This window comes from Paenibacillus sp. FSL W7-1332, from assembly GCF_037969785.1.
Lineage (GTDB): Bacteria > Bacillota > Bacilli > Paenibacillales > Paenibacillaceae > Paenibacillus_AQ.
Window position 1 is genome coordinate 3,772,464 of the sequence record NZ_CP150209.1, and the last position, 16,810, is coordinate 3,789,273.

The following is a 16,810-nucleotide window of genomic DNA, read 5'->3' on the forward strand; positions in this document are numbered from 1 at the left end:
CTGGGTGTCCGGCGAACGCTGGACCGAGGACGAATGTCCGACGCGTGAATATTGTGTTAGGCGAAGGGTATAGACTTCCACGAGTACACTCACGAATGCTTTCTAAATAAAATAGTCTCATCATTTTTTGAATCAATCCCTATATCTTCATATCCAATAATTTCAGTCATTTTTATAGGTACTATTAATCTTTCATATTTGTACCGGTCATTAATCAACATATAGAAAGCCATTAAAACTCCTTTTGTCATGTTACTGTCCTTTGGTTCTCGAATTAACAATTCAGTTACGACAACCTCTTTATCATACCTAGAACTGTTTACAGCAACGTGGTAATCCCAAAATGGAATTGCACTTTTACTTCCTGATTTGCACACTATAGGATAGTCTGAGCCAATGAATTTATCGAGTAGATCGTCCAGTTTTTCGAATTCAAATCTCTCAGCTATACTATTTATATTTGCTATACCGCTATGAATTACATAATGATATTCAGTGTTGATGAGATGCTCTTTAAACTTATTTATTAATTCACCTCTTAGAAATACCGGGCCAATCATGTTTTGACCTCCTTTTATGAAAATTTCTATACTTTCGCCTAACGTCTTATTCACGAACTTCGTAAATAAACCATATGTAGGGTATTCGCGAAAACCATTGAACTACCCTGCCCGTTAATTGAGGAAAAAGCAGCCGGCTTTGGGGTCGGCTGCCTTCAAATGTCTTCATTAAGCTAACGTTTCCCGTTACTTTAATGACTTTTCTCTACACATGATTGCTTCAAATATTTTTTTACCTGTAGAGTCTATCATAGTTCCCTGAGAAGGCTCTTTTTTAGTAATCCATTTTATGAATTGAGCAAAATAATAATCCATAAGAGAATTCGAGAAAAAAGAATAATTTGATAGCAATACAACTCCTACACGGAGTTCCTTGTTGAAAGCCAGATAACTATTAAAACCAGCTGAACCCCCGTTATGCCAGAGGATACCTTTATCTAGAAGTTTATCCTCACCCCAGCCAAAATAATGGTTTGAATTTCCGTTCCATATAGGGAGATGACTTTTTTGTAGCGTAGAGGCTATCGGATTATCATCATATAGATTGGCTTGGACAAATAAACTCAAATCGCTAACAGATGACTTAATACCCCCAGCTCCTTCATGTATAGAAAGATCCCAATGAGGGACTCTTTTACCAGTTGAAGCATGTCCATTCAGAAACCTGCCATCCTGTTCTGAATCAAGCATAACGGCTGTCTCATTCATCTTTAATGGGCTCGTAATATATTTTTTTAATAGTTCGTCATACTTGCTTCCTGACACCTTACATAGAATGTTTCCCAGTAAGGCCACACCGATATTGGAATACCCAAACGAACCAATGCTATCCGTGTAGTCAGCATCAGATAAAAAAGCAGTTAGATCTTCCTCGGTATACATTGAATATGGATTCGATCTTTTTTTAGCTAATATGTGGTTTGTTGCCAATATAGGTAATCCTGAGGTATGAGTAGCAAGACTTTTCAAGGTAATCTTATTCAAATAATCGTTTTCAACGTTTTGCACGAACTTACCAACCATGTCATCCGAGGAAAGCAGTTTTTCCCGTTCCATTTCTAATAGAAGTATGGATGTGAAAACTTTGGTTATGGAGCCGATTTCAAACAACATATTTTCAGGAGGGATCATACTTTTCTTTTTATTATTACTAAATGAATGGTATTCAATATCTTTCTCCCTAATAATCCCGATAACAAGATGTAAATGTTTCTTATCTTTCGTGTAATCTGAAACAATAATTTCTAAATCCTCCATTGTAAAAGTTACTCCTTTTAAATTTATGATTCATACATTATTCGAATGTAAAATCACATTCAATTAACATGTTTTGGAAATTATGTAATCGTTTCCAATTCTCAATAGTCCGGCCCGTTATATCAATGAGAAGCAGCAGCTGAGCATTATGGCAGCCTACCGTAGTGTCCAGCTTTTACACTATCGCCTGCCAATACAATATGTGTAGGAAACGACATTTCTTAACCTCCTAATAATGATAATTTGTATATTTATTCCACGCATTTCATTTACTTCCCTGCTTTCATGAATTTATATGCTTGTAATTTGAAATCGGCAGCATTTTGTTTTTTGTTCATTTCAGCATCTAAAGGAAAAAGCATTGGTGTAGCTGTCCGTATTATGGCTCTATAATTTGTCTGCCCACGCCGGACCACAGTGCTGTTCCGCCAAAAGCTTCAGCAAAAACACGTGCGGGTACATAAGTTGTTCCATTATCGATTTTTGCTGGCACATCAAGGCTGAAAGCGGCGTTATTTAATAAAGCTGTTCGAGAATTCACACGCAGCACTAGCTCTCGTTTGCCACGAATAATCGTAATGCTTTTTTTGCCTGGTTCCAAGTTACTTCTGAATTGAATCTCTCTGAAACAGCACGTAATGGAATCAGCATTCGTCCATTTTCGATTTTTCCATTGTCAATCGTATTCGAAACATTATTGGCGAAGCTTATCGCTGGACTACCGATTAGTAAGGTGCACACTAAAGAACGAGTTAGTGCGATTATTGTTTTTTTCATAGATGATTCCTCCCGCGGTTCGATTATATCCTTGACCTAACTCAATCCTTGTTTTTTTAAAATAAAACCCTCCAGCAAATGATGCCGGAGGGATCACGCAGTACGTAATGAAGCTATTTTTGCTCAAATATGAGTACCGTTTTGGGATTCGCCATGTATTCTACGGGAGATCCTAACAGCTCGGACACGAAGCGTACGGGTATAAACGAACTATTCTTCTTCAACAGTAACGGCGCATCAAATGAAACGGTTCTTCCATTCACGATTGCCTTCTTATCATTCACTTTCCAACGGATCGTCGTGTTGTCTTTGCTGATCGTTACCTCTTGTTTGCTTTGGTTCCACCCTACCTTCGAACCCAATCGCTCGGATACAAATCGAAATGGGACATAAGTGCGGCTCGATGCAATAAACGGGGCTTCGCTTAACTTAAAGGAACTATCTCCTACGTAAGCAGTTCTACTCCCTATCACTAATTGCTGGGCTTTCAGTTGGTGGGATCCATCTCCACCGAGCTTATTGAGAAGTTGATACGTTTGGGTCGTACTTCTTAAATCCAAATAGTTACCGCTTAAATCCAACGCGTATCTAATTGCTCCCGTGTCAAAATGAGGAGGATCGAACGTATGATTTCGAATGGGATCCAAATTCCATACACGGTTATCCGCTAGATGTAAATAATGAAGTTCGCTTAGGGATTTCAAAGGTTCAAGATTGTAAACCAAATTAGAGTTTAAATTCAAGGAAGACAGGTTAGACATTTTTTTCAATGGATCTAGTTTCTTGATCTGATTGTTTTCCGCGGAAAGAGCCCTCATTAGCGTCATCCCTTCAAGCGCACGGAGATCCGAAATTCGATTGCTTCCGATGTTAAGGCTCATTAAACTTTTGGCCAGCGGCTTAAGTGGGCTCAGATCCGAGAATCGATTGCTCGCTAGTTCCAAATTCTTTAGCTTGGGTAATCTGCTCAAGGGCTGAATTTTCGCGATCTGGTTCCCGTTCAGTTGTAACCATGTTAATTCTGTGGCCGACGATAATGGCGTAATGTTCGAGATTTGATTATCGTTCGCTTCGAATGTATGCAGACGCCCAAGCTGCTTGATCACATCAATCGACGAAATTTGGTTCCGGTTTACGATCAACATTTCCAAATCCGTCATGGCGGACAAATCCTGAATTGAAGCGATCTGATTGTCCGCAATATCAAGTTCGCGAATCTTAGTCAATGGCTTGAGTGGCATAATATCGTCAATTTCATTATTGGACAAGTCAAGATATTTCACATTGGAAGCATATTGCAAGCCTTGAATGCTTTTAATTCCTCGATTTGAAAGATCAACCAAGGTTAATGATTGCATATCTTTCTGTGTAACGGCTGCACTTTCATCCTTTTTTAAAATCTGCTTTATTGCTTTCTCCAACTGCTCGTCCTGAAAGCTTACATCCAGGGGAGCCTGCTCCATATATGCTTTTCCTGGCAAGCTAATCATCATTACCAAAACTAATACTAGCCCAGGTAAAACCTTATTCATTTTGTTTCTATCCCCTCTTCTACTGGTGTCAAATGATAATTACGCTTATAACTGATACAAAGTTGCGCTCCCATTTTTTTCTCTGTTACGACTCTAAATGAATAAGTGATACTTCCATGGACGCAGAGTTGCTGATGAAAATTAATTAGATTTCTGTCTAATCGGCTATCGGACCAAGAACTTGTCCTTGACTTGGGACAAAGAACTTGTACTGATAAAACAAAAAAAGCCGCTAATAGCGACTTTCAAAGCGTCCATGTTCTTGTCGCCCGACATTTTAGAAAAGGACACGTTTTGCATCGACGTGTCCTTATTGTCGTACAAGCTCGATTGGACGTGTGATTGCGAGGTGGTGAAAAAAGAATATATATTTGTTCTCTACTTACAGTAGATACGTAAACCTCCACACGGAAGAACTCTCATGGGGAGCATGTTCAGAGAGCTAGTCTCTTTGCAAAGAATCTAAAAGATTTCTCAGAGCAAATTTCGGACAATTCCGATTTCAACCGAATCCTCGCATCATCGACGAGCACATCGTCACTTCTTGCCTGAATCGAGCTCAACCATAATTCCGAAGGTTGGTAGCACATACTGTTCCAGCCTGAATCATCTTCATTTTGTTTTGCTGCTCCAGTGATGACGACATCACCATAATTCTGTAGTTCAACCAGTGACTTTTCGTATTCTTTTTTGTTCTCTTTTTTATCCAAACCGATCAATTTCCGCAAATTCCGCGAATCGATATTTCCATGCTCGCACAAGACATTATAGATATGATACGCAGTTCTTGATATCTGACCGTCATTATATCGTACCTCAATGGTTTTGCCGGATGACAGGATGAACCTGACTGTGGGAAAAAAATCGGTTTGAATGAAACAGGCCTTATCACTAAAAAACTTTCCATATGCAGCAACACCGTCTTGGACAATCCGAATGCGCCACAACCACGGATCCGAACCGGTTCCTGAATGCCAATCGTTATTATCTGCTGCAGTTGTCAGCGATGGATAATCTGGTATAAACGCTGCGAACGGAAGAATCTTATATTTTTCTACTAATTGGACAAATTCTTCATAATTTATAGTACTCATTCAATACACCCCCTACTCCATTGGAATTTCATTATACAACTCGATTAAGTTTCCTGCTGGATCTCAGAAAATTTATGCTTCTAATCCCATATTACCTTTTTCGAAATAAAGCGGAAATAAATCCCTTTTTCCCATTCACTCCATTATTTTAGTTATGGGTAGTAAGATGAACGAGAATCTAAAATTATTATAGATTATGATAGTGACAACTTCCGTCATAGTTATTATGTTACGGAAGATTAATGAGCCTGTAAACGTTATTCCGCCTATCGCCGTGCCGGTACCGCACTTAATGATCCCAAAGAGGGACTCTTTTCCCAGTAGAAGTGTGTCCGTTCAATAATCTGCTTTTCTGTACCAAGGATAACGGCTGTCTCACCCATCTTTAATGGGCTCGTTATATATAAACGAATCAATGCTATCCGTGTAGTCAGCATAAGATAAAAAGGCAGATAAATCATCCCCAGTAAAATTTGAATAAGTATTGTATCTGTTGTTAGACGAAATGTGAATTGTTGCCAATATCGGTAATCCTGAGGTATGAGTTGCAAGATTTTTCGTTGTTGATATGACGCCGTTATAGAGTTGGAAAGTCGTCAGCATTTAAAAAATAAGTTCTAGACTAACACACAGTAACCCAAACAGCGGCAAGAATGAAAAAATAAAGTCATTGATTGCCACTGTTTTATTGAACTATCGCCCCTTTAGGTCGCTGGGTCAACCGCAAAACTAGGCTGGAACGTAGGTCAACCTGATCACCTGCTCGCCAATTCGATCGCTTGCCACGAGTCGCAGTGGCGGCCGTGGACCGACGAATAACGGCTTGCCGTCACCCAGCACGACTGGATGGAGATAGAGTCGATACTCATCAACGAGACCGAGCTCCGTTAGACTGTGCGCCAACTCTGGCCCGGCAACTTCAATCTCCCCTTCATGCTGAGCCTTCAGCCCACGTATGGCCGCCGAGAGGTCGCCCTCGATCAGAGAAGCGTTCGGACCGACGGACTTTAACGTCCTCGACACCACCCACTTTGGTTTGCTTTGCCACGCAGCTGCGTATTCCCGTTCCGGCTCATCCCATTCAAAATGGTCTCCGTCCCCGTCCCAATACCGCATGGTCTCGTACATGCGGCGCCCGTACAGGCAACCCGTTAGACCGCGCACGTCTTCGATGAAATGACGGAATAGCACGGGGTCGGGCTGAAATGCCATATGGTCGACGAACCCGTCCAGAGACTGGTTTAACGCAAAAACAATCTTTGCCATGCGACTGACTCTCCTTCCTGGTTTTCTCGCACATTCATCATCAGAATTATACGTTTCATATGCAGCCTCCTCTAGGTCTACATTTTATCATCCAACAGCATGACCGGTTTCTCATGGATTGCTAATGTGCACAACCCGATAGAATACAACGAAAAAAGCAGCCGATTTGAGGTCGGCTGCCTTCAAAGTTTTTGTCTCCAAAAGTAGATTGTGCTAAGGGGACACGATATCTAAATGAAAGGTCATCTAACCGTCTGGTAAACGAGGCCTATGGCTCCAGAATCAAAGGTCTTGTTTTCGATAAGTTTTAGATTGATCTTCTCCTTGAGACCTTGGAATAACGGCAACCCGCTGCCGATTAGGACGGGAGAAACCGTAATTTTATACTCATCTATTAAATCAAGCTGCATAAGGTAGTGTGCGAATCTAGGACTACCGAGGATGACCATATCCGCGCCTGGCTGCTGTTTGAGGTTCTTGATCTCTTCCTCGACATCTTCTTTCACCAGTCTGGAATTGTTCCATTCGACTTTCTCCAGCGTCGTGGAAAAAACGATTTTGGCTGTCTTTTCGATCCACTCGGCATGATTCCGTTCATGCTGCGAAGCTGATGGGTTCGAAGGCACAGATGGCCAGTAACTGTGCATCATCTGATAAGTCCCACGGCCCCAAATGACAGTGTCGGCAGTACTCAGAATTTCTTTTGCGTGTTTCTCCAAATCAGCATCGTAGGAAACCCAGCCAATGTCCATTTCACCGTTAGGCCCTTCTACAAAGCCGTCAAGCGATGCGTGCAAAAATAGAACGAGTTTTCTCATCTTTAGTACTCCTTTGTTCATAAGAGATATCTACATTAACTACATTATAGGACATTTCTACATGGGTTGTTTCTTACGGATTGCTAATCACGATGTCATTAATGCAGAGGGATTTCTATTAATGTTTTTCCAACTTATAAAGAACAGGGGAATACTTCGAGTCGAGGTGTATTTGCTTATTTTACTGTTACTTATGATAGAATTCCAAGAGGGAATCTAGCTGACTATAAATTAATATTTCACTGTCTAATACAACCTATGTGTAGGTGAATCTGGTAAATCTTTTCGAAATTGCCCTTTATTATGTATAATGCTAGCCAATTGGTTTCAAAAGTATATTTTCTTCGTACTCATTTCCTCTTGAATCGTTCCAAATAATATTAACTGTTTGTGGTTCATTACTAGTCACAGAACTCTTTGTTCGATTCATTGGAATTTCTATTGTTCTGGTTGTAAGCCCTGTTTCTTCTAATATTACTTTACCATCATTAATGTCGATCTTATATACTTGAACATCATCCCAGTCTTCATCTTTATAAAACAAGGTATACATTCCTGATTCGTCTTGACCTGTTATACTTGAGTTTAACTCGCCTTTCCAGTGAATGCTTTCTCCTTTTAGCGTTATTTTAGTGTTCTTGTCTACACATCCTGTCGAAATCATTATAAACACCACCAGGATAAACATCGCAACAAACTTGAAAACATTTGGATTTTTATACATTGTTGCCTCCGTCTTTTTTGCTGTGATTATACAATAAAAAATTCGATTTTTTATATTATTTAGCAATTTATTGTATAAATTCCTCTGCCATCGTGAAACGAACAGTAAAATAGGCCAACCAGTAAACACTGGTTGACCTATAATAATGCCTTAAAGAAATTGTCGTTTGAGGGGGTGCGACTTTCCGCACTGACAACGTAACATTGATCGCCCCTACTTCATTTTTAACCGACTGCAACAGAAGTTGGTGCGACATCCGTCGATCGGCAAAGTCTCCTCAACTTAACTTCCCCACCAAGCTGAAAAAGGAACAGTAACCTCTCCAGTTAATGAAACAGTTTCGCCAATTTTAGGAGTAATTAAATTAACATTTGCTTCGTTTGCCTTTTGTAATGCTCGTTCCACCGGTTCAGTCCAAGCATGATAAGCAAGGGTAAAAGCCCCCCAATGAATTAACATCATATTTTTCCCATTTACGTCTAAATGAGCCTGAACAGCTTCTTCTGGTGTCATATGTACCCAAGCCCATCGTTTGTCATATTGACCGCCTTCAATTAAGGTCATATGAAATGGTCCGTATTTCTTGCCTATCTCCTTAAAATGTGAATCGTATCCTCCATCTCCGCTGGTATAGACCCGTGTGTTCTTCCCAAGAATAACCCATCCACCCCATAAGGTAGTATCGCGATTGAAAATTCCTCTACCGGAGAAATGTTTCGAAGGAGTTAAAGCAACCGTTAAACCTTGAAACGCAATCTCATCCCACCAATTGAGTTCTATAACTTTTTCCTTTGCAACTCCCCATCGATTAAGATGGGCACCTACTCCATGAGGAACAAAAAAATGACCTACCTTACTTTTCAGTCTTTGGATGGAAGAATAATCCAAATGATCATAATGGTCATGTGTAATAAAAACAGCGTCTAAAAATGTCATTTCATCAATAATATGCAGCATATTATTTCCGTATCGTTTGCTGCCCGCGAAGGAAACCGGTGAAGCAACGGGTCCTAACATAGGGTCCACCAATAACTTTTTATTATCAATACTCAATAGGAAAGCAGAGTGCCCGAACCACGTTAAACTATCTTTTTCGCTGTTTATTTTGTTCCAATCCATGACTGATTCCTGAATGGGCCCGCTAGGGCTACGATCTTTTCTTCCAGCAATAAAATCCTTTATCATGGAGAGGAGATCCATAGCACTCATGCTCATCTTTGTAGGAACCTGATTGACAAATTTCCCATTGGAAAAATTATCAAACTTACTATACGCCGTTTTTTGTTTTTTCATTGCGTTGCCGCCAAAGGTTGGGTGTATGCCTATAAACAATAAAACGATAAGAGTGACGACGACGAAAAAGAGGAACAAATAAAACATGATTTTTTCATTCCTTCCTGAGGTGTAAAAGCATTACTTGCTGAACAGTAAACTACAATCCGTATGAAAAACTGCGAATAAGTGCACGAAGAATGGAGAGGCCGCCTTCCGATGCTGGTTTTGAAGTTAAAGGCGTTAATATTCGGCGAAAAAAAATCCACCGCTTCTTTGTACCCGACCACTCTGGTTGGGGATATGATCATAGGTCCATTCCCTTTTCTGCCATAATCATTCCTCCTTATTCGTATTAGATTCGCATTCAGCTCCAAGCTATGCTGCCCATGCTTCTAATCCAATCAACATGTCATCGTCCAACATTGACGATCTTCCTGACCCATGCTTGCTCACTCGTCGCCGCCCGCAATAGGCAGTCGGCACAGTCCATAAAGGGTAGCGGCTGGAGTGGGGCGATGCGAGCTGATGGGCCTGCTGTATATTTTAGAGTGCCGTCTGCGTATTTAAGCACTGACGCTCGTACAATGACCCAATCCAGTTCGCTCTGTATTACCGCATGCTCAGCAATCGCCTTATCCTCGATCGCTTTCCAATAGATGCGGCGCATCATGCTTACTGCCCAGCGATTTACAACAGAAAGTTCTTTTCCATTGCTCAAATTAATGCCGCTCTGCATGACTAGACGCTTAATGCCAGTCCGCTGACAGGCCGCAAGGATATTCGGAATTCCCTCCGACATGACGGTACCCGGTGAGAAGTTTGCCGCCATGACACTCTTTGCTGCCATGATATTCAGGAATCCCTTCTTTGCGGTACCCGGCGAGAAGTTACTGGGTGGACCGATACAGCTGATTACCGCATCTGTATCGGCAATGGCTTTAGCCATCCCAGGCGCGTCGAATACATCCCCCTTCCGGATGATTAGACGCTCTGCAGGGGGAATGACATCCGGCCGGCGAGCCACGGCTACAACCACATGTCCCAATTCTAGCGCCCGCTCCATAACTTTCCTTCCAGTTCCCCCTGTGGCTCCAATAATCGCAATTTTCATTAAATGGTCCCCTTCGACTGATGATCATGATTGACTTCATCCTCATAAACGCACAAAATTGCACAATAGTATACTAAGAAACAACTATGTATAATTGTAAACAGAAGTTGAAAGTCTACAATTATTAAAAAGGCAGGTTCCGTGCATTAGTTCACAAATCCTTTAGAATTGTGTATTTATTTTTCAGAGAAGCTGGTGATGCTCATTGTTAAAGCTGGATCGAAGGATACGAAAAACCCAAGAAGCCATAAAAATGGCTGTAATTGAACTGATGATCGAAAAAGAATTTGATCAGATTACGATCCAAGATATTTCCGACAGGGCAGATGTTAGCCGAAGAACGATCTATCTTCACTACATGGACAAATTTGATCTTCTGGATAAGCTTATTGAGGAGCATATTGATGATCTGCGGAATATCTGCGAATCGACAGACGATGACGCCGATTATAGGGATGCGGGGTTGTTATGGTTCGAGTATTTCGAGAACCATTCTTTATTCTTCTCCGCATTGCTCGCGAGTAAGGGGACCCTTTTTTTCCGCAATCGATTCCTTGCGTTTTTTATCCAAGAGTTAGAGAAAGAGAACAATATGTCTGAAGTGAGCAATCAAGGGTTAGCGGACGGTGTGAATGTTGATATTCAATTTCTAGGAGCGGCTATCGTAGGGGTAGTGGAATGGTGGTTCAAGAATGGAAGGCCTCTCCCTCCTTCCTTTATGGCGTGGCGGGTCGGGGCATTGCTTGAACGGAATCTTAATGCTGATATACGCTTGACTGAAGGAGACTTCCACCAAACAACATCGTGTAATCAATGAATACATTAGATAAATAACCTCAACCCTTCCGGTATAAGGATAATCCGGCGTCCATGGAGCGGTTAGAACGCAGCCGCTTTATTACGTCTTTCTGACGTAGGATTGCTCTGCGTAATTCCCTCCCCAATCACAAAGCGATCTTAAAATGGGTTCAAGTGATTGACCCAGTTCCCGAAGTGTTCGATCCACAAGTTCTTGACAAACGATCAAGATTAGAATTAATATATGGAATAATCGATCCATAATTCTTCATAAGTTAGAGACGAACTGGTCTCCTATATTACGGATAGGGATGTGTTTAAAAGATGATAACGTTTAGAGACAAAACATATCGTTGCACCTCCGAAATTGTTCTCAGTTTAGTTAGCGGCAAGTGGAAAATAGCTATTTTAAACCAGTTGGCAAAGGGTCCGATCCGATTTAATGAGCTGCAGCGGCTCCTTCCGGACACGACACAACGAATGCTTACGATGCAGCTAAGAACGCTTGAACAAGACGGACTCATTAGTCGCAAAGTTTATCCAGTTTCACCGCCTAAAGTGGAATACGATTTATCCGAGTTGGGCGAACAGTTGGCTCCCATGCTCCTGATGTTATGTGATTTTGGCTCGACTTATATCGAGAGCTTTCCCAATGAAGTATCGTACACCAATCAAAAGCATGCATGAGAAAAAATGAGCTGAACACAACTCGCTGTCCTTTAATCGTTACACGCCATAAATAGAACATTAAGAGGTACCCAAAAAGGGTACCTCTTAGCTTTGTATTTCGTATTCACAAGCTTCCTTCGTACTGGCCGTGCTGTCCATTTTCCTCTTTTAACGTGCTGCTGCGGGCCCCACGTTCCAGTCCATAGTTGATCAAAGCCAGCACCGCAGCTAATACGGCTACAATCCCTCCTGCCCAAGAAATATCAATGAGCTCCATGTTCGTCGTGACATATCCGCCCAAGGCGGATCCCATCGCAATACCAACATTGACGGATACAGAGGTTAAGGACGAAGCGAGGTCTCTTGCTTCCGGAACATGCTGATCTGCCCAATCAATGAAATACAGCTGCATCGTCGAGTTCATAAGGTAAACAACAAGAGCCATGAATGAGATGCTGACGAGTCCCCCTACAAGCGATCCGGAGGTAAAGTAAAGTGATGCTAAAATGACGGCCTGAGCCAGAAATACATAGCGAATTTTTCCCATCCCGTCATAGACAGCCAGCTTACCTCCTATTAATGTGCTGAAGATGGACACGATGCCATACAGTAAAAAGACAAGACTAATGTAGCGTGCCGGAACAAAAAGCACATTTTCAAGTAAAGGAGCTAAATACGTATAGACGCTATAGGTTGCTGCAATGCTTAACGCAGGAATAAAGAAAGCAAGCACAATTCTAGGATAGGCGAATAATTTGAGTTGTTTTTTTAGTGAACTCCGCGTCCCCTTTAGTCCTCTTGGAATGGTTGCGAAGCTAGCTATTAGTGAAACGATCCCCAGTGTCGTGGTAAACCAATAAGCCATAGACCACCCACCCCATTGTCCGATGAAAGTGCCAAGGGGGACGCCGAGCACGCTGGCCACGGTGAAACCCGTAAAAATAATGGAGATCACCGGACCTCTTTTATCAATAGGCATCGTTTCGCTGGCCACCGCCATTGCAAGTGCAATCAAGACACCGGTAACCACGGCCGTGATCACTCTGGACACCATAAGCAAAACCATACGATCCTGATATAGCCGTGATTATATTTCCAACAATAAATACGCCGATCAAAGTGAGAATGAGCGGATACTTAGAAAATCGACTGAATAACGCCGTGAAAACCGGAGTACCTATGGCAAAAGACAGAGCGAAAAACGTCACAAGGGAGCCTGCGGCCGATATGGTAATCTTCATATCCAAGGCCACTTCGGATAATAAGCCGACCATCACAAATTCACTGGTTCCCAGGACAAAAGTCAATAAAAATAAATTCATAGTCAGAAACTTGTGTTGTTTAGTCAATATATTTCTCTTTCCTCTCCTATTCAGAATGTAAATCTCATTTCTTACGACTTACAGCAATAAAAATTGTGTACCGTAGCCTTTGCCTGAAACATAAGCCGCTTCCAGCTCCTCCGGATCCCCTTTGTCCAATAAAACCGCATTTTCGGGATACAGTTTGCCTAACAAAGCCCATAAGACCAGTTCATTTCCGCCGGTTGCAATGAAATGGATGTCGTCTTTATTCGTCACCAATCCAGAGTGGGAGAGGATGTCTGCTGCAAAGTGCGAGCTGATGGTATTCCTCTGCGGAAATGAATTGCCTGCATTGCCGCTTCTATGCGGCCGATACATAAAGCGCTGCCCCCTAAAAAGCTGACCGAGATCTACCGAAAACTCGTGTTCATCCATTTCTATGCTGAATCGCAGGGTCGTTCTATCGGTACCGTAATTTGGCAGCAACCGGGCAATGATAGGTTCATCGTAATTCTCCCCAGAAAACGAAAATATGTCCTCTTTTAACGGTGTACCCTTACCTGCTTCGACACGCGGCGCAGCATAATAGTCGTCATATTCATAATCGAACGAGACCGCAATCACATCTTGTGTTTCATTTGCGGCTATCGTTTGTACCGGATGCCCCTTCAGCAGATAAAGGGCCGCCGTCCGGGCCGATTCACCCAAGCCTGCCGGCAAGACGGTTCCCAGACGGTATTGGAAGCCGTAACCGACTACGTTCAAACCCGAGCTGACCATACCTTGCGCATACTGAACAATCGATTTGTGCGTGAGTTTTTTTCCGAGTAGCTTTGTTAAAAATACCTCCCGGATCGGCTCCAGAAAACGCAGCCCTTTAAACTCCGAATATTCCTTGACTTCAAACGGAACCTCCTCCCAATTTGCGAACGGAAGCAAAGCGTCCCGCAGCAAAACGAATTGGTGCAAGTATTCATTATAAATTTGCATGATCCTCGGGCCGCCATATGGTCCCCATACTTGAGCGGTAGCTTCCGGGATCAGGGGATGACCATAACAATGGCTTCGAAATTCCAGCTTGCCAAGGGCTTCTGAAGCAAGCGCCCGCTTTTCTGAATTTATATCCCTCGCCCAGCTTACCAATTGTTCGCCTATACGCACCGCTTGAGCTGTGAGCTCAAGGCCGGCTTTATCTTCTAGCGCCAGGGGGCCAAGCGGGAGGGCTGACACACGTCCGGTAATCGCCAAGTTGGCCTGAAGGCTGTTCAACAGCACTGTCGGATCACCGTTTACCGGTTCCCCAAGCTGGACCAGCATCGCTTCAAGCATTTTGTCTAGCTCCATAACGATATCCTTTGCCCGATATATACCGGCAGGCAAATTCCAATCCAATGCCTCGTTCGTGCCCAATCTGATGGAGTCGTTCGGATACTTGCCAATAAGAGGCTCAATATCGATTGCCTTCCCCCATACGATTTGCTTATCCTTTAAATCGAGTTGATATTTATTCATTTTCTCGCACCTCTCCTAACCATTTTTTAAACGATCGTAACGCTCATTGAAATATGGAATGATCGTTCTATATGTAGGTTATCAGGTTCTTTTATGCTTGAGTAGTACGCACTTTATTGTTTGATCCGATCAATTTTGTAAGGTAGGATACTTTTTGATACTGGGACTATGAGGAGTAAAAAAACCTTCATTTCCTTATGAGCAGCTTCTATGTCATCAGGCAATACACTTTTCCGAGCATGCAGGATATTTATCTAGATTGCCGTACTTAATATAGGTCGGATTGATAATCCAACGGCATCACTATTTAAAAGGAGACCTACGATATGCGGAGCGAAGCTATATTGTTAGTGGATGATGAGGAAGGTATTTTGGTCATGCTTGAAAATCTGCTTCAAAAAGAAGGATTTATCGATATCGTAAAAGCCGGTTCCGCAGCTGAAGCGCTCCATGCCGTGCAAACAAGACGATTCGATATGATCGTTCTTGACGTCATGCTTCCGGACATGGATGGATTTTCGCTGTGCACGGAATTGCGCAAAACCATCACGACTCCGGTTTTGTTTCTGACTGCCCGTTCCAGCGACCTGGATAAACTTCGTGGCCTGTTCTTGGGCGGGGACGATTATGTAACCAAACCATTTAACCCTCTAGAGGTTATCGCGCGGATTCAGGCACATTTAAGGCGGAGTATGATGGTTGAATCCAATCATCAAAACGCCGAAGAACTTTATCGATTCAAGACGTTTACCGTGAACCGGTCAACGGGCCAACTCATTATCAATCAAAAGGATACGCCTTGTCCGGCAAAGGAATTTGAACTTCTCCTCTATTTCTGCAAGCACCCCAACCGAGTATTTACAGCCCAGCAGCTATACGAGCAAATATGGGGCTCGATGGTTCATGGTGATGAGAAGACCGTTGTCATTCATATTTCAAGATTACGCAAGAAGCTGGAAGTCGATCCGTCTACTCCTAAGGTTATCGTTACGTTAAGAGGAATCGGATACAAGTTCGTTCCGCCGTCGGGAGGCTAATATCATGAATTTTATGCTACGCATCGCTCTTCAGCTGCTGGCGGCTTTCGTTTTTCTATTGATTTGTATTCAAGTGATCATCATCGGGGTTGCCTGGTTATTCTGGCCGGATCTGATGCGGACCGGTAGCACTTCGAATCATTACGAAATCTTCGTGGTCGTCTTGTGCAGCGTTCTCTTTGTTGTTACCTTGCTTTTGATCGGATGGTATCTAGGGAAGCCGATTTACATCATGATCGTCTGGATCAGGCGCCTGGTTAGTGGACGGTTCGATCCGCCCCCGGGCTGGAAAGACCTCCGCTCCGATCACAAAGGCACGCTGAAAATTCCGTATTCGATTTACAAGGAAGTGTTCGAGCACCTACGAATGCTTGGCAGCACGCTCCAAAACAACGAGAAGGCGCTCCGCGAAGCGGAACAATCGAAGCAGGAATGGATTCGAGGGATCTCTCACGATTTGAAAACACCGTTAACCTATATCTCCGGTTATTCCGCGATGTTGGTTCACCCTGATTATCGGTGGAGCGAAACGGAGAAAAGCGATTTTCTTTCGGTCATTCAGCAGAAGGCCGCGCACCTGCAAGAACTGGTTGAGGACCTTAATGAAACGGTTAATGGTCCGATTCCTCTAAATGCAGAGCATACGGATATCGTTGAACTTGTGCGCAGAACGGTAGCGGATGTCAGCAGTGCTCCTTGGGCTGTCGGATATGCATTTGTCATGGAGTCGGAACCAGAACAATTATCGATAAGCTGCGACCCGAAACTCATGACACGTGCTATTCGGAATTTGCTTGTCAATGCCGTCGTCCATAATCCGGAAAATACCCAGATTGAGGTTCGAATTAAGCTGCTCGATCCTCGGATTGCGGAGATTCGCATCAAAGATAACGGGGTCGGATTCAACCAGCTTGCGGAGCGTGATACGATTCAATCAACAAACGAACATGCGGGGCTTGGATTATCGATCGCTAAGAAATTTATCGAGGCGAACGGCGGGAAAATAACTGTCCAAAGCTCTCTTGGTGAAGGGACTTCCATTATGATCAGGCTGCAGGCAGAGCACATTTAGGGTG

Annotated in this window: 17 protein-coding genes and 1 pseudogene; 4 read left to right on the forward strand and 14 right to left on the reverse strand. The window is 42.8% G+C overall.

Going from position 1 to position 16,810, the window contains the following annotated elements; translation table 11 throughout:
- Positions 1 to 89: 89 nt before the first annotated feature.
- The 11 genes from MKX98_RS16820 to MKX98_RS16870 form a co-directional block, all read right to left on the reverse strand.
- A complete protein-coding gene (locus MKX98_RS16820; RefSeq protein ID WP_339217229.1) occupies positions 90 to 560 on the reverse strand; it encodes a hypothetical protein in 471 nt (156 codons plus the stop codon).
- 186 nt (positions 561 to 746) lie between these two features.
- The gene (locus MKX98_RS16825; RefSeq protein WP_339217231.1) at positions 747 to 1,817 is read right to left on the reverse strand and encodes a serine hydrolase domain-containing protein; all 1,071 of its coding nucleotides are present in this window, start codon (positions 1,815 to 1,817) and stop codon (positions 747 to 749) included.
- A gap of 379 nt (positions 1,818 to 2,196) precedes the next feature.
- Positions 2,197 to 2,418, reverse strand: coding sequence for a copper amine oxidase N-terminal domain-containing protein (locus MKX98_RS16830; RefSeq protein ID WP_233354942.1), 222 nt, complete (start codon positions 2,416 to 2,418; stop codon positions 2,197 to 2,199).
- Entirely contained in the window at positions 2,367 to 2,594 is a 228-nt protein-coding gene (locus tag MKX98_RS16835; RefSeq protein ID WP_339217234.1) for a stalk domain-containing protein, read from the reverse strand. Before MKX98_RS16835 ends, MKX98_RS16830 begins: the two co-directional genes overlap by 52 nt.
- Positions 2,595 to 2,707: 113 nt before the next feature.
- Positions 2,708 to 4,126, reverse strand: coding sequence for a stalk domain-containing protein (locus MKX98_RS16840; protein ID WP_339217236.1), 1,419 nt, complete (start codon positions 4,124 to 4,126; stop codon positions 2,708 to 2,710).
- A gap of 434 nt (positions 4,127 to 4,560) precedes the next feature.
- Positions 4,561 to 5,220 (reverse strand): hypothetical protein, encoded by a 660-nt coding sequence (locus MKX98_RS16845; protein ID WP_339217238.1) that lies wholly within the window; start codon positions 5,218 to 5,220, stop codon positions 4,561 to 4,563.
- Positions 5,221 to 5,949: 729 nt separating this feature from the next.
- Positions 5,950 to 6,432: a dihydrofolate reductase family protein gene (locus MKX98_RS16850; RefSeq protein ID WP_233354944.1), complete on the reverse strand. Its 483-nt coding sequence runs from the start codon at positions 6,430 to 6,432 to the stop codon at positions 5,950 to 5,952.
- 296 nt (positions 6,433 to 6,728) lie between these two features.
- The gene (locus MKX98_RS16855) at positions 6,729 to 7,304 is read right to left on the reverse strand and encodes a dihydrofolate reductase family protein (RefSeq protein ID WP_113059855.1); all 576 of its coding nucleotides are present in this window, start codon (positions 7,302 to 7,304) and stop codon (positions 6,729 to 6,731) included.
- Positions 7,305 to 7,617: 313 nt separating this feature from the next.
- The gene (locus MKX98_RS16860; protein ID WP_194542804.1) at positions 7,618 to 8,028 is read right to left on the reverse strand and encodes a hypothetical protein; all 411 of its coding nucleotides are present in this window, start codon (positions 8,026 to 8,028) and stop codon (positions 7,618 to 7,620) included.
- Positions 8,029 to 8,310: 282 nt separating this feature from the next.
- The gene (locus MKX98_RS16865; protein WP_339217244.1) at positions 8,311 to 9,408 is read right to left on the reverse strand and encodes an MBL fold metallo-hydrolase; all 1,098 of its coding nucleotides are present in this window, start codon (positions 9,406 to 9,408) and stop codon (positions 8,311 to 8,313) included.
- 304 nt (positions 9,409 to 9,712) lie between these two features.
- On the reverse strand, positions 9,713 to 10,414 hold the full coding sequence (locus MKX98_RS16870) for an NAD(P)-binding oxidoreductase (protein ID WP_339217246.1): 702 nt from the start codon (positions 10,412 to 10,414) through the stop codon (positions 9,713 to 9,715).
- A 205-nt stretch (positions 10,415 to 10,619) separates the two neighbouring features.
- Between MKX98_RS16870 and MKX98_RS16875 the strand changes: the two genes are divergently transcribed.
- On the forward strand, positions 10,620 to 11,231 hold the full coding sequence (locus MKX98_RS16875) for a TetR/AcrR family transcriptional regulator (RefSeq protein ID WP_220685185.1): 612 nt from the start codon (positions 10,620 to 10,622) through the stop codon (positions 11,229 to 11,231).
- Positions 11,232 to 11,312: 81 nt separating this feature from the next.
- Here MKX98_RS16875 and MKX98_RS16880 read toward each other — a convergent pair.
- Positions 11,313 to 11,420 (reverse strand): annotated as a pseudogene (locus tag MKX98_RS16880) (winged helix-turn-helix transcriptional regulator); the annotation flags it as partial.
- Between the two features lie 116 nt (positions 11,421 to 11,536).
- On the opposite strand from MKX98_RS16880, the gene MKX98_RS16885 reads away from it, so the two are divergent.
- Positions 11,537 to 11,899, forward strand: coding sequence for a helix-turn-helix domain-containing protein (locus MKX98_RS16885; protein WP_339217249.1), 363 nt, complete (start codon positions 11,537 to 11,539; stop codon positions 11,897 to 11,899).
- Between the two features lie 106 nt (positions 11,900 to 12,005).
- On the opposite strand, the gene MKX98_RS16890 is transcribed toward MKX98_RS16885, so the two are convergent.
- Positions 12,006 to 12,935 carry an MFS transporter gene (locus MKX98_RS16890; protein WP_339224474.1) on the reverse strand — a complete coding sequence of 310 codons (930 nt, stop codon included), beginning with the start codon at positions 12,933 to 12,935 and terminating at the stop codon, positions 12,006 to 12,008.
- Between the two features lie 346 nt (positions 12,936 to 13,281).
- Positions 13,282 to 14,697 carry a hypothetical protein gene (locus MKX98_RS16895; protein WP_339217251.1) on the reverse strand — a complete coding sequence of 472 codons (1,416 nt, stop codon included), beginning with the start codon at positions 14,695 to 14,697 and terminating at the stop codon, positions 13,282 to 13,284.
- A 326-nt stretch (positions 14,698 to 15,023) separates the two neighbouring features.
- Here MKX98_RS16895 and MKX98_RS16900 point away from each other — a divergent pair, with 326 nt between their 5' ends.
- Both MKX98_RS16900 and MKX98_RS16905 read left to right on the forward strand, forming a co-directional pair.
- Complete coding sequence (locus MKX98_RS16900; protein WP_194542814.1) at positions 15,024 to 15,734, forward strand: response regulator transcription factor; 711 nt, start codon at positions 15,024 to 15,026, stop codon at positions 15,732 to 15,734.
- 4 nt (positions 15,735 to 15,738) lie between these two features.
- Positions 15,739 to 16,806, forward strand: coding sequence for a HAMP domain-containing sensor histidine kinase (locus tag MKX98_RS16905; protein ID WP_339217254.1), 1,068 nt, complete (start codon positions 15,739 to 15,741; stop codon positions 16,804 to 16,806).
- Positions 16,807 to 16,810 lie beyond the last annotated feature (4 nt).